Source organism: Phycicoccus avicenniae (assembly GCF_050496545.1).
GTDB lineage: Bacteria > Actinomycetota > Actinomycetes > Actinomycetales > Dermatophilaceae > Phycicoccus > Phycicoccus avicenniae_A.
The window spans coordinates 1-25,131 of record NZ_JBNVZV010000020.1 but is presented as its reverse complement, the minus strand read 5'-3'; the positions used below and the strand labels follow the sequence as shown (position 1 = coordinate 25,131).

The 25,131-nt window shown below is 74.3% G+C and carries 24 protein-coding genes and 1 pseudogene; 13 read left to right on the top strand and 12 right to left on the bottom strand.

Annotated elements, in window-relative coordinates:
• Positions 1 to 70 precede the first annotated feature (70 nt).
• Positions 71 to 619 carry an rRNA adenine N(6)-methyltransferase family protein gene (locus ACQZ2A_RS15645; RefSeq protein ID WP_430212957.1) on the bottom strand — a complete coding sequence of 183 codons (549 nt, stop codon included), beginning with the start codon at positions 617 to 619 and terminating at the stop codon, positions 71 to 73.
• Between the two features lie 181 nt (positions 620 to 800).
• Between ACQZ2A_RS15645 and ACQZ2A_RS15640 the strand changes: the two genes are divergently transcribed.
• The 3 genes from ACQZ2A_RS15640 to ACQZ2A_RS15630 all read left to right on the top strand — a co-directional run bounded on the left by ACQZ2A_RS15640 (position 801) and on the right by ACQZ2A_RS15630 (position 2,304).
• On the top strand, positions 801 to 1,007 hold the full coding sequence (locus tag ACQZ2A_RS15640; protein ID WP_430212955.1) for a DUF2945 domain-containing protein: 207 nt from the start codon (positions 801 to 803) through the stop codon (positions 1,005 to 1,007).
• On the top strand, positions 1,004 to 1,321 hold the full coding sequence (locus tag ACQZ2A_RS15635; RefSeq protein WP_430212952.1) for a hypothetical protein: 318 nt from the start codon (positions 1,004 to 1,006) through the stop codon (positions 1,319 to 1,321). Before ACQZ2A_RS15640 ends, ACQZ2A_RS15635 begins: the two co-directional genes overlap by 4 nt.
• Before the next feature lie 122 nt (positions 1,322 to 1,443).
• Entirely contained in the window at positions 1,444 to 2,304 is an 861-nt protein-coding gene (locus ACQZ2A_RS15630; RefSeq protein ID WP_430212950.1) for an aldo/keto reductase, read from the top strand.
• A gap of 86 nt (positions 2,305 to 2,390) precedes the next feature.
• Here ACQZ2A_RS15630 and ACQZ2A_RS15625 read toward each other — a convergent pair whose 3' ends face one another.
• From ACQZ2A_RS15625 to ACQZ2A_RS15600, 6 genes are all read right to left on the bottom strand, one after another.
• Complete coding sequence (locus ACQZ2A_RS15625) at positions 2,391 to 3,572, bottom strand: acyl-CoA dehydrogenase family protein (protein ID WP_430212947.1); 1,182 nt, start codon at positions 3,570 to 3,572, stop codon at positions 2,391 to 2,393.
• Between the two features lie 118 nt (positions 3,573 to 3,690).
• Positions 3,691 to 4,107 carry a (R)-mandelonitrile lyase gene (locus tag ACQZ2A_RS15620; protein ID WP_430212944.1) on the bottom strand — a complete coding sequence of 139 codons (417 nt, stop codon included), beginning with the start codon at positions 4,105 to 4,107 and terminating at the stop codon, positions 3,691 to 3,693.
• A gap of 38 nt (positions 4,108 to 4,145) precedes the next feature.
• Positions 4,146 to 5,030, bottom strand: a complete 885-nt coding sequence (locus ACQZ2A_RS15615; protein WP_430212941.1) for an aldo/keto reductase — start codon at positions 5,028 to 5,030, stop codon at positions 4,146 to 4,148.
• A 35-nt stretch (positions 5,031 to 5,065) separates the two neighbouring features.
• Entirely contained in the window at positions 5,066 to 5,752 is a 687-nt protein-coding gene (locus ACQZ2A_RS15610) for a flavodoxin (protein ID WP_430212939.1), read from the bottom strand.
• Positions 5,749 to 7,170, bottom strand: a complete 1,422-nt coding sequence (locus tag ACQZ2A_RS15605) for an MFS transporter (RefSeq protein ID WP_430212936.1) — start codon at positions 7,168 to 7,170, stop codon at positions 5,749 to 5,751. The genes ACQZ2A_RS15610 and ACQZ2A_RS15605 overlap by 4 nt, the downstream gene beginning before the upstream one ends.
• Positions 7,167 to 8,213 (bottom strand): alcohol dehydrogenase catalytic domain-containing protein, encoded by a 1,047-nt coding sequence (locus ACQZ2A_RS15600; protein ID WP_430212933.1) that lies wholly within the window; start codon positions 8,211 to 8,213, stop codon positions 7,167 to 7,169. The genes ACQZ2A_RS15605 and ACQZ2A_RS15600 overlap by 4 nt, the downstream gene beginning before the upstream one ends.
• Before the next feature lie 110 nt (positions 8,214 to 8,323).
• On the opposite strand from ACQZ2A_RS15600, the gene ACQZ2A_RS15595 reads away from it, so the two are divergent.
• From ACQZ2A_RS15595 to ACQZ2A_RS15585, 3 genes are all read left to right on the top strand, one after another.
• A complete protein-coding gene (locus ACQZ2A_RS15595; protein WP_430213091.1) occupies positions 8,324 to 9,211 on the top strand; it encodes a helix-turn-helix transcriptional regulator in 888 nt (295 codons plus the stop codon).
• A gap of 156 nt (positions 9,212 to 9,367) precedes the next feature.
• On the top strand, positions 9,368 to 10,525 hold the full coding sequence (locus ACQZ2A_RS15590) for a WD40/YVTN/BNR-like repeat-containing protein (protein ID WP_430212930.1): 1,158 nt from the start codon (positions 9,368 to 9,370) through the stop codon (positions 10,523 to 10,525).
• Between the two features lie 4 nt (positions 10,526 to 10,529).
• Positions 10,530 to 11,060 carry a YdeI/OmpD-associated family protein gene (locus ACQZ2A_RS15585; protein WP_430212928.1) on the top strand — a complete coding sequence of 177 codons (531 nt, stop codon included), beginning with the start codon at positions 10,530 to 10,532 and terminating at the stop codon, positions 11,058 to 11,060.
• 75 nt (positions 11,061 to 11,135) lie between these two features.
• On the opposite strand, the gene ACQZ2A_RS15580 is transcribed toward ACQZ2A_RS15585, so the two are convergent.
• On the bottom strand, positions 11,136 to 12,185 hold the full coding sequence (locus tag ACQZ2A_RS15580; protein ID WP_430212925.1) for a zinc-binding dehydrogenase: 1,050 nt from the start codon (positions 12,183 to 12,185) through the stop codon (positions 11,136 to 11,138).
• Positions 12,186 to 12,312: 127 nt separating this feature from the next.
• Between ACQZ2A_RS15580 and ACQZ2A_RS15575 the strand changes: the two genes are divergently transcribed.
• A complete protein-coding gene (locus ACQZ2A_RS15575) occupies positions 12,313 to 13,965 on the top strand; it encodes an ABC-F family ATP-binding cassette domain-containing protein (RefSeq protein WP_430212922.1) in 1,653 nt (550 codons plus the stop codon).
• Positions 13,966 to 13,982: 17 nt separating this feature from the next.
• Here ACQZ2A_RS15575 and ACQZ2A_RS15570 read toward each other — a convergent pair whose 3' ends face one another.
• Positions 13,983 to 14,819 carry an Fpg/Nei family DNA glycosylase gene (locus ACQZ2A_RS15570; RefSeq protein WP_430212919.1) on the bottom strand — a complete coding sequence of 279 codons (837 nt, stop codon included), beginning with the start codon at positions 14,817 to 14,819 and terminating at the stop codon, positions 13,983 to 13,985.
• A 119-nt stretch (positions 14,820 to 14,938) separates the two neighbouring features.
• Between ACQZ2A_RS15570 and ACQZ2A_RS15565 the strand changes: the two genes are divergently transcribed.
• Positions 14,939 to 15,367, top strand: coding sequence for a DUF1801 domain-containing protein (locus ACQZ2A_RS15565; RefSeq protein WP_430212916.1), 429 nt, complete (start codon positions 14,939 to 14,941; stop codon positions 15,365 to 15,367).
• Positions 15,364 to 16,014 (top strand): DUF2461 domain-containing protein, encoded by a 651-nt coding sequence (locus ACQZ2A_RS15560; protein ID WP_430212913.1) that lies wholly within the window; start codon positions 15,364 to 15,366, stop codon positions 16,012 to 16,014. Before ACQZ2A_RS15565 ends, ACQZ2A_RS15560 begins: the two co-directional genes overlap by 4 nt.
• A gap of 13 nt (positions 16,015 to 16,027) precedes the next feature.
• Here the strand turns inward: ACQZ2A_RS15560 and ACQZ2A_RS15555 are convergent, their stop codons facing one another.
• Positions 16,028 to 16,432 (bottom strand): YybH family protein, encoded by a 405-nt coding sequence (locus ACQZ2A_RS15555; RefSeq protein WP_430212910.1) that lies wholly within the window; start codon positions 16,430 to 16,432, stop codon positions 16,028 to 16,030.
• A 108-nt stretch (positions 16,433 to 16,540) separates the two neighbouring features.
• On the opposite strand from ACQZ2A_RS15555, the gene ACQZ2A_RS15550 reads away from it, so the two are divergent.
• The gene (locus ACQZ2A_RS15550) at positions 16,541 to 19,324 is read left to right on the top strand and encodes a DEAD/DEAH box helicase (RefSeq protein ID WP_430212907.1); all 2,784 of its coding nucleotides are present in this window, start codon (positions 16,541 to 16,543) and stop codon (positions 19,322 to 19,324) included.
• Positions 19,325 to 19,405: 81 nt separating this feature from the next.
• On the opposite strand, the gene ACQZ2A_RS15545 is transcribed toward ACQZ2A_RS15550, so the two are convergent.
• Both ACQZ2A_RS15545 and ACQZ2A_RS15540 read right to left on the bottom strand, forming a co-directional pair.
• Positions 19,406 to 20,293 (bottom strand): hypothetical protein, encoded by an 888-nt coding sequence (locus ACQZ2A_RS15545; RefSeq protein ID WP_430212905.1) that lies wholly within the window; start codon positions 20,291 to 20,293, stop codon positions 19,406 to 19,408.
• Complete coding sequence (locus ACQZ2A_RS15540) at positions 20,290 to 21,303, bottom strand: SPFH domain-containing protein (RefSeq protein ID WP_430212902.1); 1,014 nt, start codon at positions 21,301 to 21,303, stop codon at positions 20,290 to 20,292. The genes ACQZ2A_RS15545 and ACQZ2A_RS15540 overlap by 4 nt, the downstream gene beginning before the upstream one ends.
• Before the next feature lie 89 nt (positions 21,304 to 21,392).
• Between ACQZ2A_RS15540 and ACQZ2A_RS15535 the strand changes: the two genes are divergently transcribed.
• The 3 genes and pseudogenes from ACQZ2A_RS15535 to ACQZ2A_RS15525 form a co-directional block, all read left to right on the top strand.
• Positions 21,393 to 22,073 carry an NUDIX hydrolase gene (locus tag ACQZ2A_RS15535; RefSeq protein WP_430212899.1) on the top strand — a complete coding sequence of 227 codons (681 nt, stop codon included), beginning with the start codon at positions 21,393 to 21,395 and terminating at the stop codon, positions 22,071 to 22,073.
• Positions 22,074 to 22,337: 264 nt separating this feature from the next.
• Complete coding sequence (locus ACQZ2A_RS15530) at positions 22,338 to 23,702, top strand: dicarboxylate/amino acid:cation symporter (RefSeq protein WP_430212896.1); 1,365 nt, start codon at positions 22,338 to 22,340, stop codon at positions 23,700 to 23,702.
• Positions 23,703 to 23,890: 188 nt separating this feature from the next.
• A pseudogene (locus tag ACQZ2A_RS15525) lies at positions 23,891 to 25,131 on the top strand (hypothetical protein); the annotation flags it as partial.

Sequence of the window (25,131 nt, the reverse complement as noted above, 5' to 3'; positions counted from 1 at the left end):
CCACTCGAGCGGGCGGCGGGATCCGTGAACGGTCGGCGAACGCTCGATGACACCCCTCGCGGCCCCGGCGTCACGGGCGCCGGCGGACCTGCAGCACCGCGCAGTCGACCGCGGGCCGGGGGTGGAAGGCCGAGCGCGGCAGGCTGCGCGGCACCTCCACCGAGTACTCCCGCGCCCAGCGGCCCGCGCCGGGTGCCCGGCCCTCGGCCCAGCGCTGCGCGGCGGCGCGCTGCACCACGAGGTCGGCGCCCACGAGGCGCGAGCCGCGTGCGGTGAGGCGTCGCAGGAGGGCCGTGGACCCGTCGAAGGGCGGGTTGCCGACGACCCGGAACGGCTCGCGCGGCAGCCGCAGGTCGCGCACGTCGGCCCGGACCACGGTGAGGCGCGGGGAGTCGATGCGCCGTAGGGCCGCGAGCCGCCCCGGGTGCAGCTCGACGGCCACGACCCGCGCACCGCGGGCGAGCAGGTGGCGCGTCAGCACCCCCGTGCCCGCACCGGGGTCGAGGACGAGGTCGCCCGGTGACACATCGCCGGCGGCGACGACGCGTCGGGCCCAGGAGTCAGAGAGCCGGTGCCATCCCCAGTCCGTGGGGGCGGGCCGGCGCCCGGAGGCGCGCACGGCAGGTCACCGTCGTCATCGTGAACATCCTTCGACGGTAGGTCGGGTCCGGCTGTGCGGCAACGGATTTTCCCGATGCCTCGACGTGCTCGAGATCGTCGTGTCACCTCGCCGCCATCGACGCACCGGGAGGGCTAGCGTGTGCGGACCGCGGGGACCGACGAGCACGGAGGGGCACGACATGGGCTACAGCAAGGGCGACGAGATCAGCTGGAACACCTCGCAGGGCACGACGCACGGCACCGTGAAGGAGAAGCGGACCAGCGACTTCCAGCACGACGGCCAGCAGTTCAAGCCGACGGACGACGACCCGTACTACATCGTCGAGTCCGCCAAGACCGGGGCGACCGCCGCCCACAAGGAGTCGGCGCTCAGGAAGAAGCAGTGAGCCCGGTCCCCCCGAAGGACGTGCGGCGCGCTGCGGCGCGCGCGGTCGGCTGGATCGGGGACGGGAAGGCCGGCAGCGGCTTCACCGACACCGGACGCCGGCGCGCCAAGCAGCTCGCCGAGGGCGAGGAGGTCAGCACCGACGTGCTGCGGCGGATGCGCGACTACTTCTCGCGGCACGCGGTCGACAAGGACGCCGCGGGGTTCCGGCGCGGCGGCGAGGGCTACCCCTCGCCCGGCCGCGTCGCGTGGGATGCCTGGGGCGGCGACGCCGGCGAGCGCTGGGCGAACAGCAAGAGGTACACCGAGGACTGACCGGGTCCGGCCGGCGCGCGCCCGGGACCGGGGAACATCCGGGCCCGCAGGGACCTTGGCCCGGGTGTGAGCGGTGCGCGCCCAGGCGGCGCGCGCCATCCCCGACACGAAGGAGCCCACCCATGGAGCAGCGCACGCTCGGAGACCTGCAGGTCGGTGCGATCGGCCTCGGCGGCATGCCGATGTCCATCGAGGGACGCCCCGACGAGGAGCGCTCGGTGCGCACGATCCACGCGGCGCTGGACGCCGGGGTGACCCTCGTGGACACCGCGGACGCCTACCACCGGGACGCCGGCGAGGTCGGCCACAACGAGGCGCTCATCGCGAAGGCCCTGCGCTCGTGGGGCGGCGATGCCTCGAGCATCCTCGTCGCGACGAAGGCCGGGCACCTGCGCCCCGGCGACGGCTCGTGGACCCTGAACGGGCGTCCCGAGTACCTCAAGGACGCCGCGAAGGCCTCGGCGCAGCGACTCGGCGTCGAGGCGATCGGCCTCCACCAGTTCCACCGCCCCGACCCGGACGTGCCGTACGCCGAGTCCGTCGGCGCGCTGCGCGACCTGCTCGACGAGGGCGTCATCCGGATGGCCGGCATCTCCAACGCCACCGTCGCCCAGATCGACGAGGCCAACGAGGTGCTCGGCGGGCGCCTGGTGTCGGTGCAGAACCAGTTCTCGCCCGCGTTCCGCTCCTCGCTCGACGAGCTGCGGCACTGCGCGGAGCTCGGCATCGCGTTCCTGCCGTGGAGCCCGCTCGGCGGCATCAAGAAGGCGTCCGGGCTCGGTGACGACCACGGTGCGTTCGCCGAGGTCGCGCGCGATCACGGCGTCTCGCCGCACCGGGTGGCCCTCGCGTGGGAGCTCGCCCTGGCCGACGTGGTCATCCCCATCCCCGGGGCGTCGCGGCCGGAGTCGATCACCGACTCGGTGCAGGCCGCCGAGCTGCGGCTGAGCGCCGACGAGGTGGAGCGCCTCTCCGCCGCCTGACGTTCCGGTACCGGGCTACGCCGCAGTACTCGTCGTGATCGCGACCGGTACTGCGGCGTAGCGCGTGATGGAGGAGGGGATGGGCGTCAGCCGAGGTGCCCGCGCACGCTCGCGTGCCCGGCGAGGAGGTTGCGGGCGATGGTCCGGCGCTGGATCTCGTCGGTGCCCTCGTAGATGCGCAGCAGCCGCAGCTCGCGGTACCAGCGCTCCAGCGGCAGCTCGCGGGTGTAGCCCATCCCGCCGTGCACCTGGAGCATCCGGTCGACGATCTCGTTGGCGTGCACGCCGCCGAAGAGCTTGGCCATCGACTGCCCCTGGCGGCTGTCGCGCCCCGCGTCCACCTGCCACGCGGCCGACAGGACCAGCCAGCGCAGCGCCTCGATCTCGACCGCGGAGTCGGCGACCATCCACTGGATGGCCTGCCGCTCGGCGATCGGCTTGCCGAAGGTCTCGCGGTTGCGGGCCCACTCCATGCCCATCTCGACCATCCGCTCGCAGCCACCGAGGGCCCGGGCGGGCAGCAGGTAGCGGCCCTTGCCGATCCACTGCATCGCGAGCGCGAAGCCCTTGCCGACCTCGCCGAGCACCGCGGACGACGGCACCCGCACGCCGTCGAAGGTCAGCGCCGCCGGGCCCCACTCGCCCATCGTGTCGATGGGGTGCGAGGTCCAGCCCCGCTCGCGGTCGACGAGGAAGCAGGTGACCGACTCGCCCGTGCGGCCCTCCTTGTGGGCCTCGGGGTCGGTGACGGCGAAGACCATGACGAAGTCGGCCTCGTGACCGCCGGTGATGAACGTCTTCTCGCCGGTGATGACCCAGTCCTCGCCGTCGCGCTCGGCCTTCGTGCGGATGGCCCGCGCGTCCGAGCCGGCGCCCGGCTCGGTGATGGCGAAGCAGCTGCGCCGGGTGCCCTCGATGGTCGGCCGCAGGTACTCGTCCTGCTGGCTCTCCGAGGCGTTGAAGAGGATGTTGTCGGCCTCGCCGGCGAACCGGAACGGGACGAACGAGCGGCCCAGCTCGACCTCAACGAGGGCGGCCATGACGGCCGACAGCCCCATCCCGCCGTACTCCTCGGGCGTCAGCACGCCGAAGAAGCCGGCCTCACGGGCGTTGTCCTGCAACCGCTTCAGCTCCTCGGGGGGCAGACCACGCTCGTGCTTCCGCTCCCGCGCGAGGACGTCCTGCTCGAGCGGCATGACCTCCTTCTCGACGAAGGTGCGCACCCACTGGCGGATGTCGCGCTCGTCCTCGGTCAGGTCCAGGTCCATGCGGTGCGCTCCCGTCGCTCGGCGTGCCCCGGGACGTCGGTGGCCCGGGGCACCCCCCGATCATCACCCCTGCGGCTGGGAAGCGGAGGCTGCGGTGCGCCCGAGCACGGATGCCCGCTCAGGACACCGGCTCTGCCCCGGCCAGGTACTCCTCGTCGGTGACGTGCTCGCCCCAGACGGCGGCCGAGGCCGGGTCGCCCCCGCTGTCGTTGAGGGCGAGGTGGGCCATGAACGAGTCCGGCGTCGCGCCGTGCCAGTGCTCCTCGCCCGGGGGGCACCAGACGGTCCGGCCGGCCCCGACCTCCTGCCTCTCGCCGGCGCGGGTCTCCACCCACGCGACGCCCTCGAGGACGTACAGGGTCTGGCCGCGGGGGTGGCTGTGCCAGGCGGTCCGGGCCCCGGGCCCGAACCGGACGATGTTGGCCATGAGGGTCCAGCCCTCGTCGCGCGGTCCGGCGACGGGGTCGAGCCACACGTCGCCGGTGAAGTTCTCCGGCGGGTTCCGGACGGTGGGCCTGCGGGGGTCGAGCTCCATGGTGGTCCTCTCTGGGTGGACGGGTCGGTGCCGAGGCCTCAGGCCTCGGGGATCTCGCGGCCGAAGGCCTCGCGGGTGATCGCCTCGGGCTCGGGTCCGCCGCGCACGCCGGTGTCGAGGGCGTCGATGGCGGCGAGCTCGTCGGGGCCCAGCTCGAAGCCGAGGACGTCGAGGTTCTCGGCGATCCGGGCCGGGGTGACGGACTTGGGGATGGCCGAGCGCCCCTGCTGGAGGTGCCAGCGCAGCATCACCTGGGCGGGGGTCCGGTCGTGGGCCGCGGCGATCCCGCCGATCGTCGGGTCCTGCAGCGTCGAGCCGTGGGACCCGTCCCGGTAGAAGGTGATCCCGCCGATGGGCGACCACGCCTGGGTGACGATCCCGTGCTCGGCGTCCGCGGCGAGGACCTCGGGCTGGCGGAAGTACGGGTGGACCTCGACCTGGTTGACGGCCGGGACGACGCTCGTGGCCTCGAGGAGCCGTCCGAGGTGCTCGGGCATGAAGTTGCTGACGCCGATGGCCCGGACCCGCCCGTCGGCCAGCAGCCGCTCCAGCGCGCGGTAGGCCGCGATGGTCAGGTCGAACTCGCCCGGCAGGGCCTGGTGGAGGATCAGCAGGTCGAGCTGCTCGAGCCCGAGCTTGCCGGCGCTCTTGTCGAAGGCGTGCAGGGTCTCGTCGTACCCGTAGTCGCTGATCCAGACCTTGGTCTCGACGAACACGTCGTCGCGGGCCAGGCCGGAGGCGGCGACGGCCTCGCCCACCTCGCGCTCGTTGCCGTAGGCGGCCGCGGTGTCGATGTGCCGGTAGCCGGTCTCGAGCGCCGTGGTGACCGCGGTGCGCGTCTCGTCCGGCGGGGTCTGGAAGACGCCGTAGCCCAGGGCGGGCATGAGGACGCCGTTGTTCAGGGTGATGGTCGGGACGGTCATCGTGGTCTCTCTCCGGTGGTGCGGGTGGTGGGTGGTCAGTCGAGCAGGCCGGTGCGGCGCAGCCAGTCCTCGACGTCGGGGCGGGCGCCGGCCGCCTCCTCGCCGCGGACCGCGAGCCCCTCACCGACGGTCGAGCGCGGGAGGAGCTCCGCGTACTCGTCGGCGACCCGGCCCAGGCCGCTCACGGCGTACGTCACGAACGGCAGGACGGTCCTCCCGTCGAGGTCGACGGACTCGACGAAGGTGCGCATGATCATCGGCGCCCGGACGTTCCAGACGCCGCTGCCCAGCATCACCGTCTCGTAGCCCGTCAGGTCCGGGAGCGACCCCGCGATCTGCGGGCGGGCGTCGGCGTCCTGCTCCTGCACGTTGCGTCGCACGGTGTCGTCGTAGGACTCCGGGTAGGGGTCGGCGGCCCGGATCTCGAACCGGTCGACGTCGACGAGGTCGGCGACGATGTCCGCGACCACCGCCGTGTTGCCGACCTCGAGGTCGACCCGGCCGCCGTACGAGTAGTTCTCGCCGGCCCGCGAGAAGACGGCGAGCAGCGTGCGCCCACCGGTCCCCCTCGCGGACGGCGCTGCCCCGGATGCCGACGACGCCGTCGACGCGGAGTCCGTCGGAACCGGTGCTCCGTCACCGGCGCCGCACGCCGTCAGGAGGCCCAGTGCGGCGGCCCCGGCGCCGCCACCGACGACGGCCCGCCGGTCGGGGGCGCTCACCGTGGCTCCCGGGCCGTCGGGAGGAGGACGACGAGCACCGCGGCCAGCGCGAGGGCCAGCAGCACGCTGCTCCCGGTGAGTGCGGCGCGGACGTGCTCGGCGACGGCGGCCGGCGCACCGGTCGCCGAGCCGGCGCTCGCCGAGACCGTGACGAGCACACCGAGCCCGAGGGCCATCCCGAACTGGTGCGCCGTGTTGAGCATCCCCGAGGCCGCGCCGGCATCCTGCGGCTCGACCCCGGCGATGCCCGCGCTGGTGAGGGGCGCGAAGGCCAGCCCCTGCCCGGCTCCGACGAGGACCATCGGCAGGGCCACGGAGACGAGGTAGGAGCCGTCGACGCCGGCCCGGCTCAGCCAGGCCATCCCGGCGAGGGTGAGCGCGACGCCGACCGCCAGCAGCACCGGGCCGCGTACCCGACGGCTCAACCGTGGGATGGCCAGCGCCACAGCGAAGTTCACGACCGACATCGGCAGGAAGCCCAGCCCGGCCTGGAGGGGCGTGAACCCGAGGCCGTCCTGCATCAGCTGGGTCGTGAAGTAGAAGAAGCCGATCATCGCCCCGAGGTAGAGCAGCCGGACACCGTAGGCGCCGCTGCGCTCACGGCTCGCGAAGAGGCGCAGCGGCATGATCGGCTGCTCGGCCCGCGCTTCGTTGACGACGAGCCCGGCGAGGAGGACCACCCCGAGGCCCAGGGCCGCGAATACCCGGGCCGACCCCCAGCCGGACTCGGCCGACTCGATGACCCCGAAGACCAGGGCGCCCATCCCGAGCGTGGCGGTGACCGCCCCCGTGAGGTCGAACCGCCCACTGCGACGGGGCGTCTCGACGAGCACGGCCCGCGCGCCGACGACCATCGCCACGGCGATCGGCACGTTGACGAGGAAGGCCGCCCGCCACGAGACGAGGTCGGTCAGCGCCCCGCCGACGACCAGCCCGAGGCTGGCGCCGATGCCCGCGGTCGCGGCGTACCAGGACACGGCCCGGGCGCGAGCCTCGCCCTCGAAGGACGCCGTGAGCAGGGCGAGCGAGGTCGGGGCGACGATCGCCGCGCCGATGCCCTGCAGGGCCCGCGCCGCGATGACCCACCAGCCGGCCGGTGCGACGCCGATGAGCGCCGACGCGGTCCCGAAGACGAGGAGCCCGACGACGAAGAGCCGCCGCCGGCCGACGAGGTCCCCGGCCCGCGCGGCGAGCAGCAGCAGGCCGCCGAACACGAGGGTGTAGGCGTCCTGCACCCAGGAGAGCTGGGTCGGCGAGAGCGTCAGGTCCTCGCGGATGCTCGGCAGGCCGGTGAAGACGACCGAGTTGTCGAGCAGGATCATGAAGTAGCTGACGAGGATGATCGCGAGCACGGCGGTGGGCCGGCGTACCGGGTCCTCGTGGTCCGTCTCCACCACGCGGGGTGCGGCCGTCGTCACGGGCGGACCATCACCTTGAGCGCCTCGCGGGCGTCCATCGCGGCGTAGCCGGCCGGCGTGTCCTCGAGGGCCACGGTGCGGTCGAACACGCGGCCGGGCTGCACGATGCCGTCCAGCACCGCGGGCAGCAGCTGCTCGATGTACGCGCGGACCGGCGCGGGACCCCCGGTGAGGGTGACGTTCCCGCCGAAGAGGCTGCCGAAGCCGACCGGGGCCTCCTCGTACTGCGGCACCCCGACGCGGCTGATGACGCCCCCGGGACGGACCACGCCGACCGCCTGGTCGTACGCCGGCCGGTGCCCGACCGCCTCGAGGACGACCGGGCTGCCGCCCTCGGTGAGGTCGCGGACGGCGGCGATGCCCTCGTCCCCGCGCTCGGCGACGACGTCGGTGGCCCCGAACGCCCGGCCCAGGTCGGTCCGTGCCGCGTGCCGTCCCATGAGGACGATGCGCTCGGCGCCCAGCTGCTTCGCCGACAGGACGGCCAGCAGGCCGACGGCGCCGTCGCCGATGACCGTCACGGTGCTGCCTGCCGTCACCCCGCCGCGGACCGCCGCGTGCCACCCGGTGCCGTAGACGTCGGAGAGGGTCAGCACAGAGGCGAGCAGGGCCTCGTCGGTGTCGGGGGTGACGCCGGGGACCGGGACGAGCGTGCCGTCGGCGAGGGGCACGCGCACCGCCTCGGCCTGGCCACCGCCCGTCCCGAGGTGCGCGTCGTTCCAGAAGCCGCCGACGACGCAGGAGGTCTGGAGGCCGGCGCGGCAGAACTCGCACTTGCCGCAGGACACGGCGAACGGCGCGATGACGAAGTCGCCGGGCGAGAGGGTGGCGACCTCCGCCCCGACCTCCTCGACGACACCGACGAACTCGTGGCCGATCGTCGTCGGCTCGCCCGCGGGGGCAGAGTGGTACGGGTGCAGGTCGCTGCCGCAGACACAGGCGCGGGTCACGCGCACGAGGGCGTCAGTGGGGTGCTGGACCGTCGGGTCGGGGGCGTCGGTGACGCGGACGTCGCCGGCGCCGTACAGGTGGGTTGCTCGCATGCCGACCAGTCCACCCCGGCTCGCGGGCGCGCGGGAGTCCCGCTCGTTCCGGGTACTGCCAGTGCCTCCCTCGCGGGTGCGTCCGCGCCTACCGTGGAGGCATGGCCTCCATCGACCCGCGCGACGAGATCCGGGAGTTCCTGCGCTCGCGCCGGGCACGCATCCGTCCCGAGGACGCCGGCCTGCCCGCCTACGGCGGCAACCGCCGCGTCGCCGGGCTGCGCCGTGAGGAGGTCGCGATGCTGGCCGGTGTCTCGGTCGACTATTACGTGCGGATGGAGCGCGGCGGTCTCGGCGGGGCCTCCGAGTCGGTGCTCGACGCCCTCGCCCGCGCCCTGCAGCTCGAGGACGCCGAGCGCGACCACCTCTTCGCCCTCGCCCGGGCCGCCGGTGAGGGCCGCCCCCGGCCGACCCGTTCTGCCCCGCCGCACGTACGCCCCGCGGTCCAGCAGGTCATCGACGCCATCACCGACGCGCCGGCCTGGGTCCGCAACGGCCGGCACGACATCCTCGCGATGAACCCGCTCGCCCGCGCCCTCTACGCCCCCGTCCTCGAGGACCCGCGCCGGCCGGCGAACACGACGCGCTTCGTGTACCTCGAGCCGGACAAGGCGCGTGAGCTGTTCGTCGACTACGACCAGATCGCCCGTGACGCGGCGGCGATGCTCCGGCTCGAGGCCGGGCGCAACCCCCACGACAAGCACCTCATCGAGCTCGTCGGCGAGCTGTCCACCCGCTCGGAGCTGTTCCGTCAGCGCTGGGCCTCGCAGGACGTGCGGTACCACCGCAGCGGCCGCAAGCGGCTGCGGCACCCGGCGGTCGGCCGGCTCGACCTGGACTTCGAGGCGATGGAGCTCCCCTCCGAGCCCGGGCTCCAGCTCAACGTCTACACGGCGGCGGAGGGCACGCCCACCTCGGACGCGCTCAAGCTCCTCGCGTCGTGGGTGGCCAGCCAGGAGTCGCTGCCCACCGAGCGCGCGGGCGGCGCCCGGGGCTGACCCCTCCCCGACCGATGAGTTCCGGGGCCGGCGCCGGTCGAACCCCTCGAGCCCCTCGACTCGCCGGCGACCCTTGCCGGGGTGCCGGGGCCTCGGGAGACTGGACAGCGCCGCCCGACCACCACCCGGGCGGGACCCCGGCGGAAGGAGCCGACCGTGACCGACGCAGCCATCCACGTGCTCGTGGGGACGAACAAGGGGGCCTTCGTCCTCGACGGCGGACCCGACCGCGACGGATGGAGCGTGCGCGGTCCCTACTGCGACGGCTGGCCGATCAACCACGTCGTCGGCGACGCCGAGACCGGCACGATGTGGGCCGGCGGCGGGGGCGACTGGTCCGGCGCCGGCGTCTGGCGCTCCACGGACGGCGGCCACACCTGGGAGCTCGCGAAGCTGACCACGGGCGAGCTCGACGCGTGGGCGGCCAAGGACCCGGACTTCGCCGCGATGGTCGGCTGGACCGAGGAGCCGGCACCGTTCGGCGACGCGTTCTCCCAGATCTGGTCCCTGCGCCGCGCGGGGGAGCGCCTGTACGCCGGCACCAAGCCCGCGACCCTCCTCGTCAGCGACGACGACGGCCGCACCTGGTCGGAGGTCAAGGGCCTGACCGACCATCCCTCCCGCCCCGACTGGAACCCCGGGGGAGCGGGCCTGGTCCTGCACACGATCGTCGCCGACCCGGCCGACCCCGAGCGGCTCTGGGTCGGCATCTCCGCCGCCGGTGTCTTCGTCACCCGCGACGGGGGCGTCACCTGGGAGCGGGCGAACGACCTCGCGCCTGCCGAGGCGGGCGCGACCGCCGACCACCCGGCCGGCCCGTCGGACGGGGAGGTCGGCCACTGCGTGCACCACCTCGAGCACGCGGGTGGCGACGTGCTGTACCAGCAGAACCACCACGGGGTGTGGCGCTCGGCCGACGGGGGTGGGACGTGGAGAGACGTCACCGAGGGCCTGCCCTCGACCTTCGGGTTCCCGCTGTGGGCGCACCCGCGCGACCCGGAGACCGTCTGGACCCTCCCCCTCAACGGCGACATGGTGGGGCGCTATCCGCCCGATGCCGCTGCGGCCGTGTGGCGTTCGCGCGACGGCGGCGCCACGTGGGAGGCCCGCCGCGACGGGCTTCCGCAGGAGGCGTGCTTCTTCACCGTGCTGCGCCAGGCCATGAGCGGCGACCAGCAGGAGCCGGCCGGCGTCTACTTCGGGACCAACAGCGGCTCGGTCTTCGCCAGCCGCGACGAGGGCGAGAGCTGGGACGAGATCGCCCGGCACCTGCCGACGGTGCTGGCCGTCGAGGTGCTCGAGCCGCGAGGATGAGCGCGTGACCACGGGTACCGCGACCGCCACCGTCCGCTTCACCGGGACCCCCGAGACCGTCGGGGGCACCCGGCTGGTCCGGCTGCCCCCGGAGGCCAGCCGCGCGCTGCCGTCGCGGGGCCAGGTGGCCACGACCGGCACGCTCGACGGCGAGCCGTTCACCACCGTCGTCGAGCCGGACGGCCGGCGGGGTCACTGGGTCCGCCTGCCCCGCAACGCATCCGACGGCACGGTCGAGGTCGCGCTCGAGGTCGCCGAGGAGTGGCCGGAGCCGGAGGTGCCGGACGACCTCGCCGCCGCGCTCGAGCACGCGCCCCAGCACATCCGGGACGTGTGGGACGACATCACGCCGATGGCCCGGTGGGAGTGGGTCCGCTGGGTCGGCGCGACGCGCAGCGAGGAGACGCGCGCCAAGCGGGTCGGGGTGAGCCTCGACAAGATCGACCACGGCAAGCGGCGGCCGTGCTGCTTCGACCTGTCCTCGTGCACCGACCCGGACGTCGCCCGCAGCGGGAAGCTCCCCGAGCCCTCCTGACCGGAGTCGAGTGCGGAAGTGGTTGCCCTGGCGACCACTTGCGCACTCGACTCCGGGATGCGGGCGTCGAGCAGGTCAGGGGCGGAGCATCACCTTGAGGGCGCGGCGCTCGTCCATCGCGGCGTAACCGGTCGGGCCCTCCTCGAGCGGCATCGTCGTGTCGAAGACCCGGCCCGGGTCGACCGTGCCGTCGAGCACACCGGGCAGCAGCTGCTCGATGTACGCCCGCGTCGGCGCGACGCCACCCGTGAGGGTCACGTTGCGCGAGAACAGGACCCGCCCGACCGGCCCGTCGGTGTACTGCGGCACGCCGACCCGGCTGATGGTGCCACCGGGGCGCACCACGCCGAGGGCCTGCTCGTAGGCGGGCATCATCCCGACGCACTCGAGGACGACCGCACTGCCGCCGTCGGTGAGGTCGTGGACGGCCTCGATGCCCTCGTCGCCGCGCTCGGCGACGACGTCGGTGGCGCCGAAGTCGCGCCCGAGGTCGGTGCGGGGCGCGTGCCGTCCCATGAGGACGATGCGCTCGGCCCCCTGCTGGCGCGCGGCGAGGACGGCGAGCAGGCCGACCGCACCGTCGCCGATGACGGTGACCGTGCTGCCCTGCGAAACACCGCCGCTGAGCGCGGCGTGCCATCCGGTGCCGTAGACGTCGGAGAGCGTCAGGAGGGAGGCGAGCATCCGCTCGTCGGTGTCCGCGCTGATGCCGGGGACGGGAACCAGCGTGCCGTCGGCGAGGGGCACGAGGACCGCCTCCCCCTGGCCGCCGGAGGAGCCGCTGCCCTCCGTGTCGCCCCACCAGCCGCCGCGCACGCACGAGGTCTGGAGGCCGGCGCGGCAGAACTCGCAGACGCCGCAGGAGACGACGAACGGCGCGATGACGAAGTCGCCGGGCCGGACGGTAGTGACCTCCGCCCCGACCTCCTCGACGACGCCGACGAACTCGTGGCCGATGGGGTGGCCGGCCTCGTCGCGCTCGGCGTTGTGGAAGGGGTGCAGGTCGCTGCCGCAGATGCACGAGCGGACGACGCTCACGATCGCGTCGGTGGGTCGGCGGAGGGAGGGGTCGGGGGCGTCGACGACCCGGACGTCACCGGCGCCGAAGAGGTGGATGGCACGCATCCCCCCAGTGGACACCCTCGGACGGCCGGCGCGCGCACCGGGGTCCGCGCGACCTGCGCGGCCCCGCGTGCCACCACGTGCGGACCCGCGCACCTCGCCCGGAACGGGGCGACCCTACGATCGGGGCATGAGCGCGGACCTCGTGGCCAAGGGCCTGGCCGGCGGGTACGCGCACCGCACCCTCTTCGAGTCCCTCGACCTCACGGTCGCCCCCGGCGACGTCGTGGGCGTGGTCGGCGCGAACGGCGCCGGCAAGTCGACGCTGCTGCGCATCCTCGCGGGCGACCTCGCACCGCTCGCGGGCTCGGTGAGCGCGGCCCCCGCCGACGCGTTCGTCGGCTGGCTGCCGCAGGAGCACGAGCGCGTGCCCGGCGAGACGGTCGGCGGGTACGTCGCCCGCCGCACGGGCGCGGCCGCCGCGACGGCGACGATGGAGGAGACGGCCGCGGCGATGGCGGCCGACGGCGCACCGGCCTCCGCCGCCGACGCCTTCGCCCGGGCCCTCGACCACTGGCAGGCGACCGGCGCCCCCGACCTCGACGAACGGCTCGCCCCGACGCTCGCCGACCTCGGCCTCGACCTCCCGGTCGACACCCCGATGACGGCCCTCTCCGGCGGCCAGGCCGCCCGCGCCGCGCTGGCCGCGCTGCTGCTCAGCCGCTTCGACGTCGTCCTCCTCGACGAGCCGACGAACGACCTCGACCTCGCCGGGCTGCGGCGGCTCGAGGACTTCGTCGGTGGCCTGCGCGCCGGCGTCGTCCTCGTGTCGCACGACCGCGAGTTCCTCTCGCGGGTCGTCACCCGCGTCGTCGAGCTCGACCTCGCCCAGAACGCGGTCGCCGTGTACGACGGCGGCTACGACGCCTACCTCGAGGAGCGGGAGGTCGCGCGCCGCCACGCGCGCGAGGCCTACGAGGAGTTCGCCGCGACGAAGGCCGACCTCGAGGGCCGCGCCCGCACGCAGCGTGAGTGGAGCTCGCAGGGCGTCCGCAACGCGATGCGCAAGAGCCCGGACAACGACAAGATCCGCCGGAAGGCCCAGGCCGACTCCGCCGAGAAGCAGGCGCGCAAGGTGCGCCAGATGGAGTCGCGCATCGCCCGCCTCGACGAGGTCGAGGAGCCGCGCAAGGAGTGGCGCCTGCAGTTCAGCATCGCGAGTGCGCCGCGGTCGAGCTCGGTCGTGGCGACCCTCGACGACGCGGCGGTCCGGTTGGGGGACTTCGACTTCGGGCCGGTGTCGGTGCAGGTCGCCGCGCGCGACCGGATCGGCGTCACCGGTCCCAACGGCGCCGGCAAGACGACGCTCCTCGGCCTGCTCACCGGCCGGCTCGCCCCGGACTCGGGCCGCGCGAGCCTCGGGGCGTCGGTCGCGCTGGGCGGCATCGACCAGGCGCGCACCGGGCTCTCCGAGGACCGGCCGCTGGCCGACGCGTTCGAGGCCGTGCTGCCCGAGATGACCTCGGCCGAGGTGCGCACGCTGCTCGCGAAGTTCGGGCTGCGCGCCGACCAGGTGAGCAGCCTCGTCGGGCGCCTCTCACCGGGGGAGCGCACCCGTGCGGCCATGGCGCTGCTCCAGGCCCGGGGCGTCAACGCCCTGGTGCTCGACGAGCCGACGAACCACCTCGACCTGCCGGCCATCGAGCAGCTCGAGGAGGCGCTCGAGGCCTACGACGGGGCGCTGCTGCTCGTGACCCACGACCGCCGGCTCCTCGACACCGTGCGCCTCGACCAGCGCTGGCACGTCGAGGACGGGCGGGTCACCGTCACGCACGTGGGCTGACGGCCCGGAGCATCCGCTCAGACCTGGCAGCCGGGGCACCAGAAGAGGTTGCGGCCGGCCATCGCCTCCTTGACTACGGTCTCCCCGCAGCGTGGGCAGGGCTTCCCGTGCCGGCGGTAGACGGCGTACCGGGGCCGGACCCGGCCCGTGCCGCCATCGGCCAGGAGCGCCTCGGCGCGCCCGACGTCCCCGTCCGAGACGAGGATCCGGCCGGTGCGCACCCCGAGCGGCATGAGCCGGACGAGGTCGTCCCACACCTCGTGGACCAGCCGGGTCGGCACGTCCCGGGCCGGGGTGTGCGGGTCGATCTCGTGCCGGTGCAGGAGCTCGGCGCGGTAGACGTTGCCGACACCCGCGACGAGCGACTGGTCCATGAGCACCGCGCCGATGGCCCGCCGGCTGCGGCCGATCCGGTCGAGGACCTCCTGCGGCAGCCGCTCGCCGCGGAGCGGGTCGGCGCCCAGGCCGGCCTCCACCTCCTGCCACTCTTCGAGCCCCACGAGCTCGCAGACGATGGGCCCGCGCAGGTCGCCGACGTGCGTCCGGTTGACCATCCGCATCCGCACCTGGCCGGTCAGCGGGAGGTCCGTGGGGGCCTCGCCGCGGTCGACGCGCCGGTGGCGGCGGACGCCGAAGCGCCCGAACAGGCCGAGGTGGACGTGGACGACCCGTTCGCCCTCGACGTGGATCGCGAGGTGCTTGCCGTGCGCCTCGGCGGACTCGACGCGTGCGCCGTCGAGCACCGAGGCGGACTCGGCGAACCGCCCCTGGGGTGAGGAGAAGCGCACCGGCGTGCCCGCGAAGGCCGCCTCGAGCCGTCCGGCCAGCGCGTGGATCGTGTGGCCTTCGGGCATCGGCCCATCCTCGCCCGCCCGCGACGGCAACGGTCCGGGAGACGCCGGGGCTCGACGAGGGGGACTGGCGCCGGCCGGAGGGGCGTCCTACCGTCGGGGGCAGACGAGGAGGAGGCTGCATGGCGAGCGGGACCCGGGGCCGGAAGACCACGGCGAACGACGGTGACGTCGAGGCCTTCCTCGCGTCCGTCCCCGACGAACGGCGCCGCGCGGACGCCCAGGAGGCGCTGGCCCTCTTCCGCGAGGCGACGGGCACCGAGCCGCGGATGTGGGGCCGATCCATCGTCGGCTTCGGTGACGTGACCTACCCCGGGGCCGGGGGGAGGACGAGTGAGTGGTTCGCCGTGGGCCTCGCCGCGCGCAAGGCGGCCCTGACGCTGTACGGCCTGACGTACGACGGAAGCAACGCGGAGCTGTTGGCCCGGCTCGGCCCGCACACCACCGGGAAGGGCTGCCTCTACGTCAGACGCCTCGCTGACATCGACACCGACGTGCTGCGCGAGCTCGTCGGGCGGGCCTGGGCCGCCGCCGACCGGGGGGAGGAGTGAGCGGCGGCATCCCCCTCGACGCGCTCGACTTCTTCGAGGAGCTCGCGGCCGAGAACACCCGCACGTGGTGGCAGGCGAACCGGGCGCGCTGGGAGGAGTCGGTGCGCGAGCCGATGGAGTGGCTCGTCGAGGCCCTGGCGCACGAGTTCGGCGAGGCCCACCTCTACCGGCCGCAACGCGACGTGCGCTTCGCGAAGGACAAGTCGCCGTACAAGGACCACCAGGGGGCGCTGGCCGCGACCGTCCCCGGCGTCGGTTTCTACGTCCAGGTCTCGGCCGACGGCCTGATGACCGGCGGCGGCTTCTACCCGACCGGCCCGGACCAGACACCCCGCTACCGGGCCGCGGTCGACGCGCCGGCGTCCGGGACCGCGCTCCAGCAGGTGGTCGACCGGCTGGTCGCCGACGGCTTCGAGCTCGGCGGAGAGACGGTGGCCACCCGGCCACGGGGTGTGGCCGCCGACCACCCACGCCTGGAGCTGATGCGGCACAAGCACCTCGTCGCGTCGCGTCGGCACGGCGCACCGGCGTGGCTCGACACCCCGGAGGCCGTCGAGCAGGTGCGGGCCGACTGGCGGGCCGTCCGGCCTCTCGTCGACTGGCTCACCGAACACGTGGGCGCGACGCAGGTCCCACGCCGGAGGTGACGTCCGCGCGGGTTCAGCTCTCCCGCAACGTGTCCGCGTGGCGGTGGAAGAGCTTCCACGCACCGTCCTCGCGGCGGTAGAGCTCGGTGACGCGCAGGGCCATCGGCACCGGCTCGTCCCGGCCCACCATCGAGACGACGGAACGCTGCACCCCGACCCACCACGCGAGGCCGCCCTCCTCACCGCTGTGCACCGTCTCGAGGTCGTTGCGCTCGGCGCCGGTGAAGCGGGCTGCCCCCGCGGCGTTGGTGGCGTTGACGGCCCGGGCGCCCTCGACGACGTCGCCGCCCGGGCCCAGGATGGTCGCAGGGTCGCAGCCCGTCGACACCTCGTGCAGGGGAGTGATGTCGCCGGCCACGAACGCGTCCGATGCGGTCTTGCGCCGGCCGAGGTACGCGGAGAAGATCTCGTCGCTCATCGGGACTCCTTTTCCTCCCGGCCACCGTAACCAGCAGGGACGAGCCCCGACCCCGGACGGTGCGCGCGGGTTCGGCGGACGGCGCGCCGTGGGGGATGATCGGGGGCGATGACGCTCACCGACCGCCTCACCGGCGCCGCCGCCGAGGCCTCGGGCCCGGGTGCCGACGCCGCCCTCGACGTGTTCGTCGAGTGGGCCGGCGAGCGCGGCTTCGCGCTCTACCCAGCGCAGGAGGAGGCGGTCCTCGCCCTGGCCGGCGGCGCGCACGTCGTCCTCGCCACGCCCACGGGATCCGGCAAGTCCCTCGTCGCGGTCGCCGCCCACGCGCAGGCGCTGGCCACCGGCCGGCGGTCCTGGTACACGGCGCCCATCAAGGCACTCGTCTCGGAGAAGTTCTTCGCCCTCGTCGAGACCTTCGGGGCCGCCAACGTCGGGATGCTCACCGGCGACGCCGCCGTGAACCCCGGCGCCCCCATCATCTGCGCCACCGCCGAGGTGCTCGCCAACCACGCTCTGCGGGAACGGGATGCGTCGGACATCGGACTCGTCGTCATGGACGAGTTCCACTTCTACGGCGAGCCCGACCGCGGCTGGGCCTGGCAGGTGCCGCTGCTCCTCCTGCCCGACACCCAGCTGCTGCTGATGTCGGCGACGCTCGGTGACACCACCGAGCTCGAGCGCGACCTCGGCCGGCGCAGCGCCCGCGAGGTGGTCGCCGTCACCGGGGCCGAGCGCCCCGTGCCGCTCGAGTTCGAGTGGGTCCTCACCGCGGTGCACGAGACCATCGAGCTGCTCCTGCGCGACGGGAGGGCACCCGTCTACGTCGTGTCCTTCACCCAGGCCGGGGCTGTCGAGCAGGCGCAGGCCCTGATGTCGGTCGACCTCGTCGGCAGCGAGCGCAAGGCCGCCCTCAAGGAGGCCGTCGGCGGGTTCCGGTTCGGGAAGGGGTTCGGGCAGACGCTGCGCCGTCTCGTGCTGCACGGCATCGGGGTGCACCACGCGGGGATGCTGCCGAAGTACCGGCGCCTCGTCGAGACCCTCGCGCAGGCCGGGCTGCTCGCCGTCATCTGCGGTACCGACACCCTGGGCGTCGGCATCAACGTGCCCATCCGCACGGTGCTGCTCACCTCGCTGGCGAAGTACGACGGGCGCAAGCAGCGCGTGCTGCGCGCGCGGGAGTTCCACCAGATCGCCGGGCGGGCCGGGCGGGCCGGCTTCGACATCGTGGGCTACGTCGTCGTCCAGGCGCCGGAGCACGTCATCGAGAACAGCAAGGCCCTCGCGAAGGCCGGCGGCGACCCGAAGAAGGAGCGCCGCATCGTCCGGAAGAAGCCGCCGGAGGGGGTGCTCACGTGGTCGCAGGCCACGTACGAGAAGCTCGTCGACGGTGCGCCGGAACCGCTCTCGTCGAAGATGCGGGTCACGCACGCGATGGTGCTCAACGTGCTCGACCAGTGGGAGGGCCAGCAGGACGCGCTGCACACGCTGCTCCTCGACAACCACGAGGACACCGAGCGGCAGGACCGGATGGTCGAGCGGGCCGTGCAGGTGCTCGGGTCGCTGCTGCGCGCCGGGGTCGTCGAGCCCGACGACGGGTCGTCGGTCGAGGACTGGATCCCGCCGGAGCCGGAGGTGGCCGAGGCGCCCGCGCCCGTCGCCGAGCCCGAGCCGGCCCCGCAGCCGGTCGACGCCGGGGCGTTCGGGGCGCTCGGCGAGGCCCTGGCGGCCGCCGGCCTCGCTCCGACCGCAGCGGAGCCCGAGTCGAGTGCGGAAGTGGCTGCCGGGGCGACCACCTCCGCACTCGAGGCCGAGGAGCGCGAGGTGCCGCCGCTCGAGCGGTTCCTGCGCCGCGAGGGACGCCGCTACGACGAGGGTCCGTTCCAGGTCGCGATGGACCTGCACGAGGGGTTCGCGCTCAACCAGCCGCTCTCGGCGTTCGCCCTGGCTGCCCTCGAGCTGCTCGACCGCGAGTCGCCCGACTACGCCCTCGACGTCGTCAGCGTCATCGAGGCCACCCTCGACGACCCGCGACCCGTGCTGATGGCCCAGCAGTTCGAGGCGCGCGGGGAGGCCGTGGCCGCGATGAAGGCCGACGGGCTCGAGTACGAGGAGCGGATGGACGCCCTCGAGGACGTCACGTGGCCCAAGCCGCTCGCCGAGCTGCTCGAGCTCTCGCTGCGCACCTACCGGCAGCGCCACCCCTGGGTCGACCCGCGCGACCTCTCGCCGAAGTCGGTCGTCCGCGACCTGTTCGAGCGCGCGATGACGTTCGGGGAGTTCACCGCCCACCACAAGCTGGCCCGGGCCGAGGGCGTCGTGCTGCGGTACCTGACCGATGCCTACCGCGCCCTGCGCTCGACGGTGCCGACATCGGCGCGCACCGAGGAGCTCGACGACCTCGTCGAGTGGCTCGGTGAGGTCGTGCGCGGCACCGACTCCAGCCTGCTCGACGAGTGGGAGTCGCTCGCCCACCCCGACGACGCGCTGCCCGCCGGCGAGGTGCGCCCGTCCGCCGAGGGGCGCACGCTGTCCGGCAACCCGCGGGCACTGCGGGTCATGGTGCGCCAGAGCATGTTCCGACGGGTCGAGCTGCTGTCCCTCGGCCGCTGGGAGGCCCTCGCTGCACTGGACGGCGGCCTCACCGCCGAGCAGTGGCAGGACGCCGCCGCGGGCTACCTGGCCGAGTACGGCGAGGTCTCGACCGGTCCTGCGGCCCGCGGCCCGGCGCTGTTCTCCGTCGAGGAGGGCGACGGCCTTTGGCAGGTCACCCAGGTCCTCGACGACGAGGACGGCGACCACGACTGGCGGATCACCGCCGAGCTCGACCTGGCCGCCACCGACGAGGCCGGCGAGCCCGTCCTCGTCGTGACGGGCCTCGCGCCTCTCATCTGACGGCGAGGACGCGGCGGGTCGAGGTGATCCCGGACCCCCTCGCGGGCCTGTTTCACCTCGACCGGATGGGGGCTAGTCCCGTCAGAGCACCGTCATCAGGCCACGATCGGCGACCCCGATGGTCACCTGCTGGCCCCAACCCAGGACGAGCCGGTCGGCCTCCACCCCGTCGGCGAACACGACCAGTGAGTCCGACGTGACGCGCAGCCCCAGCGCCTCGTCGGGGCCCAACGGCCCGGCGGTCAGGGTCGTGCCGGTGGCCGGCGACGGCCACGCCTCGCGGACGAACCACACCAGCTCGCGGGCGGACGGGGCAGGAAGCACCGCGTCCGGCGCACTCGTGCGCGCGATCGAGGCGCACCAGCCGGTCGCACCCGTGCCCGTCCCGACGATGACGCCCGACGACGACTGCGTCTCTCCCCGACCGCGCCAGGCCAGGTCGTAGCGCGCCGACTGGTGGCCGGGCTGGCCGACGAAGACCTCGTTCAGCCCGCGCAGCTCCTGGCCGTCGTCGGTGCGGGCGACGACCATGGTGCGCTCGACCATCCGTGCCCGACCCTCCACGACCGCGGCGAAGAGCGCTGGGGCGGAGTCCACCTCGTGAGGCACGAGGACGCCGGGGTTCGTGCCCGGGAGCGGGTCGAAGCCGATGACCGGCTGGGCGCGGAGGTACTTCGCGACGTTGGCCACCAGCCCGTCCTGGCCGACGACCGCGACGACGTCGGCGTCCTCGAAGAGGAAGCGTGCGAGCTCGTCGCGCTCGACCTCCGCACGCCGCCACTCGGCGGGGATCGCGCCGAGGACCGCGGCGACGGCTGCCCCCGTGCGCTCGTGACGCTCACGGACCGGCTGGATCGACTGCCCCCGGGAGCGGAGGAAGAACTCCGCCTGCCCGAGGGTCCCGTGCCGGGCCAGCAGCTCGTCGTACTCGGTCCGGCGGCGCACCACGACGACCCTCGGCGTGGTCACCGGGCGCCGTCCTCGGAGCCGCCGGCGAGCCGGGCGAGGACGCCGCTCACGAGGTCGGGGGTCAGGACGAGCTGGTCTACGTGGGGGAGGTTGGCCGCGGCCTCACGGGCCGCGAGGGCCAGCAGCACTGCGGGCGAGGCCGCTGCGTACGCCTCGAGGCGGGCGCGCTCGGCCTCGGCCTCGGCGGCCCCGGTCAGTCGCTGGGCCTGCGCCGACGCCTCGGCCAGCGCGGTGGTGCGCTCGGCCTCGGCGCGCACGGTGACGGCCTGGGCGGCGGCCCGCTCCTCTGCCTCACGGCGGTCGTTGGCGCCCTGCTGGGCGACCAGCTGCTCGCGCCGGGACTCGAGGTCGATCTTGTTCGCGAGCTCGTTCTGCCCGATGGCGGCCTCACGCTCGACGGCGACGGCGCGCCGCTCGAAGGTCGCGCGGTCGGCCTCCTGCTGGATGACCTCGCGAGCCGGTGTCTGCAGGGCCCGCTCGACATCGGGCTCGGGCCGCAAGAGACCGAACCGAACGCCGACGACCTCGATCCCGACGGCGCTCAGCCGGTCGTCGACGGCGAGCGCGGCCGTGACCCGGACCGCGAGCTCGGCCGGGGGCGTCGCGAGGGCGGAGCGCAGGTCCAGCCCGGCCAACGTGGAGGTGACCGCGGCGGCCGCAGCGCCCTGGATCATCCCGCCGACGGTCTCGAGCGGGGTGCGCAGCCAGACCCCCTTCGTCACGTCGACGGCGAAGTCGACGCGGGTGGCGGCGAGCACGGGGTCGGCGAAGCGGTAGGTGACGACCCCCGCGGCGCTCACCTGCTGCAGGTCCGCACTGCGCACGGGGACGAGGACCGACTGCTCGCGGTCGTCGACCGGCACCTCGCTGATCGCGGCCGACATCGGCCGGAACCAGAACGAGGCCCCAGGACCGCTGTGCCGCACCCGGCCCCCGGCCAGGTGGTGGACGTGCATCGTCGTGGTGCTCCGCAGGTGGGCGGCGAACGGGTAACGGGTGATGGTGGCCATCTCTGCCTCCTCGTGGACTTATCGTGTACTTGACGATAAACCACGACCGTCACTTTCGTCAAGATGACGACAAGGGGTACCGTAACGGGATGCCCCACCCACCCTTCGCCGTGACGGTCGACCTGGTCGTGCTCACCGTGCGCGCCGGCCGGTTCTGCGTGCTGCTCGTGGAACGGGGGGAGGACCCCTTCGCCGGGCGCCTCGCCCTCCCCGGGGGGTTCGTGCACATCGACGAGGACCTGCCGGATGCCGCCGTCCGCGAGCTCGCGGAGGAGACCGGGACGGGCGAGGGGGTCCACCTCGAGCAGCTCGCCACCTACGGCACGCCGGGGCGGGACCCGCGGATGCGCACCGTGTCCGTCGCCTGGCTGGCGCTGGCCCCCGACCTGCCGGAACCCACGGCGGGCACCGACGCCGCGGCCGCGCACTTCGTGCCGCTCGACGACCTCGACGAGCGCCGGCTCGCCTTCGACCACGCGGCGATCCTCCGGGACGGCGTGGAGCGCGCCCGGGCCAAGATCGAGTACTCACCCCTCGCGACAGCGTTCTGCGACACCGAGTTCACCGTCGCCCAGCTGCGCGCCGTGTACGAGGCGGTCTGGGGTCACCCCCTCGACCCGCGGAACTTCCACCGGAAGGTGACGCGCACACCGGGGTTCCTCGACGAGACGGACCGCACCTCGACCGTCGACGGCGGCCGACCGGCCAGGCTGTTCCGACGCGGCACCCTCGAGGTCCTCAGCCCACCCCTCACACGCGGCGACTCCTGACCCCGGTCGCCGGGTCGAGGTGATCCCGGACCCCCTCGCGGGCCTGTTCCACCTCGACTGGATGGGTGGCGCGGCCGGGTCGAGGTGATCACGGACCCCCTCGCGGGCCCGTTCCACCTCGACCGGATGGGTCCCACCCGCCGCGTGGAACTTTGCGACCGGGTCATCGGTTCGCGCGGGAATCCCTCCTCGGAAGCAGGTGTTGACGACCCTCGGGTGGGACCACCGCCCTGCCCCCTGCCGACCACCCCCGGAAGGAACCCCGTGGCTTCCTCGACCGCCACCGACGCCCGCCACCCCGACGACGCGCCGCCGGCCCGCCCGGCCCGCCGCCTCCCCAGGATCCCGTTCTGGGCGCAGATCATCGCCGGCCTCGTGCTCGGCGCGCTGCTCGGCTGGCTGGCCCGCTCCACCTCGAACGACGGCCTGACCACCACCCTCGACGTCATCGGCAGCAGCTTCGTCAGCCTGCTGCGCACCATCGTCGTGCCGCTGGTCTTCCTCGCCATCGTCGTGAGCGTCGCCCGCCTCCGGGACGTGACGAATGCCGCCCGCCTCGCCGGCCAGACCCTCCTGTGGTTCGCCATCACCGCCGCCATCGCGGTGGGCATCGGCATCACCATCGGCCTGCTGACCGACCCGGGCCTGCGCACCACGGTCGACCGCTCGGCCGCCGCGGCCCCCGGCTCGACCGGCTCGTGGACCGACTTCCTCCAGGGCATCGTCCCCGCGAACATCCTCGGCCTCGAGGGCAGCACCTCCGACGACGGCTCGGTCAGCCTCGGCTTCAACGTCCTCCAGATCGTGGTCATCGCCCTGCTCATCGGCGTCGCGGTCCTCAAGACCGGCAAGCGCGCCGAGCCGTTCGTCGCCTTCTCCGAGAGCTTCCTCGCCGTGGTCCAGACCGTGCTCTGGTGGATCATCCGGCTCTCGCCGCTTGGCACCCTCGGCCTCATCGGCACCGCCGTCGCGACCTACGGCTGGGACCTGCTCGCCCCGCTCGCGGTCTTCACGATCGACGTCTACGTCGGCTGCGCCCTCGTGCTGCTCGTCGTCTACCCGCTCGTCCTCAAGGCCCACGGCCTCAGCCCGGCGAAGTTCTTCTCCGGCGCCTGGCCCGCCCTCCAGCTGGCCTTCGTCTCGCGCAGCTCGGTCGGCACGATGCCCGTCACGCAGTACGTGACGACCCGCAACCTCGGCGTCCCGCGCGAGTACGCGTCCTTCTCGGTGCCGCTCGGCGCGACGACGAAGATGGACGGCTGCGCGGCGATCTACCCGGCGCTCGCGGCGATCTTCGTCGCGCAGTTCTTCGGCGTCGACCTCGGCTTCACCGACTACCTGCTCATCGCGTTCGTCTCGGTCGTCGGGAGCGCGGCCACGGCCGGCCTCACCGGCGCGGTCGTCATGCTCACGCTCACGCTGTCGACGCTCGGCCTGCCGCTCGAGGGCGTCGGCCTGCTGCTCGCCATCGACCCCGTGCTCGACATGATGCGGACGATGACGAACGTCGCCGGACAGGCCCTCGTGCCGACCATCGTCGCCAAGCGCGAGGGCATCCTCGACGAGGCGGTCTACACCGGTGACCGCGCCAAGGACCCGGTGGGCGACGCCGCCCTCGTGCCCGCCTGACGAGCCGCGCGGCCCCGCACCGCGACCCCCGGAGCCCGCCTCGTGGCCCGGGGGTCGCGGCCTGCCCGGCTGGTGACAGGTGTCATCCCGACCGGTGACACCTGTCACTGACGACGTGACCTGCGCCACGGAAGGGTCGGCGGCGGGGGGACCGGAGGGGTCCCCGCACGATCGCAGGAGCCCTGCCCATGGACCATCGCCACCTCGCCCACGCCGACGCGGACCCCGACTTCTACGACGACGTGTGGCAGGTGGCCCCGGACGCCACCGACGTCCTCGGGCCGAGCGTCGTGCCGGAGCGCGTCGAGGTGGGCGACCACGGCCCCTGGCGGGTCTACCGGACCCCGGTGATGCTGCCCGACTCCGGGTGGAAGGTGCACGTGTCGTGCCTCCCGTCGCGGGCCGAGCACGTCGTCCCGCTCGTCGTGAAGGAGGCCCTCGCCGAGGACCTCACCTGCAAGCACCTGCGCACCCGGCGGCTCGTCGCCGCCACCCAGGCGAAGTACGCGGAGCCGAGCGGTGCCGGCAAGGTCGTCACCATCTACCCGGTCGACGAGCCGTCGCTGGCCCGCATCGTCGCCCGGCTCTCGGTCCTCCTGGCCGGCGAGCCCGGCGGGCGCGTGCTCAGCGACGTGCCGGTCGACGGCGCTCCCGTGTCCGTGCGCTTCGGCGCCTTCCGCGGCGTGCACCACGTCGACGCCAGCGGCCGGTCCGCGATGGGCCGGGCGGGCCGGGACGGCTCCACCAGCGCCCCGGACGACCGCTCCCCGCACAGCGGCTGCCGGGGCGCCGCCCGCGTCCCCGACCTCGTCGCGATCCTGCGGGACGCGGCTGCCGCGCGGGACGGCGGGGCGGTGCTCCCGGTCAGCGACGTCCGCGTCGTCCACCGCTCGAACGCCGGCGGCGTCTACACGGCCACCTGGAGCGATGGTCGCCGCGTCGTGCTCAAGGAGGCCCGCCGGCACACGGGGTTCGACCTCGCCGGCGGTGACGCCGTGACCCGCCTGCGCCACGAGCTGCGGGCGCTGGAGCGGCTGGCCGGCACCGGGGTCGTCCCCGAGGTCGTCGCGCACCACGAGGCCGGCGACAGCGAGTTCCTCGTCATGGAGCACGTCGACGGCCCGACCCTCACCGCCGGCATGGCGAGCGGCCACCCCGGCGCGGTGCCGGGCGCCGACGGCCCGTCCTACCGGCGATGGGTCGACACGGCCATCGAGCGCACGGCCGCCGCCCTGCGCGTCCTCCACGCGCACGGCGTCTCGCACCGGGACGTCCACCCCGGCAACGTGATCGAGCGCGGCGACGGGGTCGTCCTCATCGACCTCGAGTCCTCCGCCGTCGACGGCGTGGCCGTGGCCCGGGGGGGGGGGGGGGGGGGGGGCGGGGCGGGCGCGCCCGCCCCCCCCCCCCCCCCCCCCCCCCCCCCCCC

What these genes read in the sequence shown, in the direction of transcription:
- ACQZ2A_RS15550 (WP_430212907.1), top strand. Translation starts at nt 16,541, where the DNA reads ATGACGCTCACCGACCGCCTCACCGGCGCCGCCGCCGAGGCCTCGGGC.
- ACQZ2A_RS15570 (WP_430212919.1), bottom strand. Translation starts at nt 14,819, where the DNA reads ATGCCCGAAGGCCACACGATCCACGCGCTGGCCGGACGGCTCGAGGCG.
- ACQZ2A_RS15555 (WP_430212910.1), bottom strand. Translation starts at nt 16,432, where the DNA reads ATGAGCGACGAGATCTTCTCCGCGTACCTCGGCCGGCGCAAGACCGCA.
- ACQZ2A_RS15630 (WP_430212950.1), top strand. Translation starts at nt 1,444, where the DNA reads ATGGAGCAGCGCACGCTCGGAGACCTGCAGGTCGGTGCGATCGGCCTC.
- ACQZ2A_RS15625 (WP_430212947.1), bottom strand. Translation starts at nt 3,572, where the DNA reads ATGGACCTGGACCTGACCGAGGACGAGCGCGACATCCGCCAGTGGGTG.
- ACQZ2A_RS15640 (WP_430212955.1), top strand. Translation starts at nt 801, where the DNA reads ATGGGCTACAGCAAGGGCGACGAGATCAGCTGGAACACCTCGCAGGGC.
- ACQZ2A_RS15540 (WP_430212902.1), bottom strand. Translation starts at nt 21,303, where the DNA reads ATGGCCACCATCACCCGTTACCCGTTCGCCGCCCACCTGCGGAGCACC.
- ACQZ2A_RS15535 (WP_430212899.1), top strand. Translation starts at nt 21,393, where the DNA reads ATGCCCCACCCACCCTTCGCCGTGACGGTCGACCTGGTCGTGCTCACC.
- ACQZ2A_RS15620 (WP_430212944.1), bottom strand. Translation starts at nt 4,107, where the DNA reads ATGGAGCTCGACCCCCGCAGGCCCACCGTCCGGAACCCGCCGGAGAAC.
- ACQZ2A_RS15565 (WP_430212916.1), top strand. Translation starts at nt 14,939, where the DNA reads ATGGCGAGCGGGACCCGGGGCCGGAAGACCACGGCGAACGACGGTGAC.
- ACQZ2A_RS15600 (WP_430212933.1), bottom strand. Translation starts at nt 8,213, where the DNA reads ATGCGAGCAACCCACCTGTACGGCGCCGGCGACGTCCGCGTCACCGAC.
- ACQZ2A_RS15580 (WP_430212925.1), bottom strand. Translation starts at nt 12,185, where the DNA reads ATGCGTGCCATCCACCTCTTCGGCGCCGGTGACGTCCGGGTCGTCGAC.
- ACQZ2A_RS15575 (WP_430212922.1), top strand. Translation starts at nt 12,313, where the DNA reads ATGAGCGCGGACCTCGTGGCCAAGGGCCTGGCCGGCGGGTACGCGCAC.
- ACQZ2A_RS15615 (WP_430212941.1), bottom strand. Translation starts at nt 5,030, where the DNA reads ATGACCGTCCCGACCATCACCCTGAACAACGGCGTCCTCATGCCCGCC.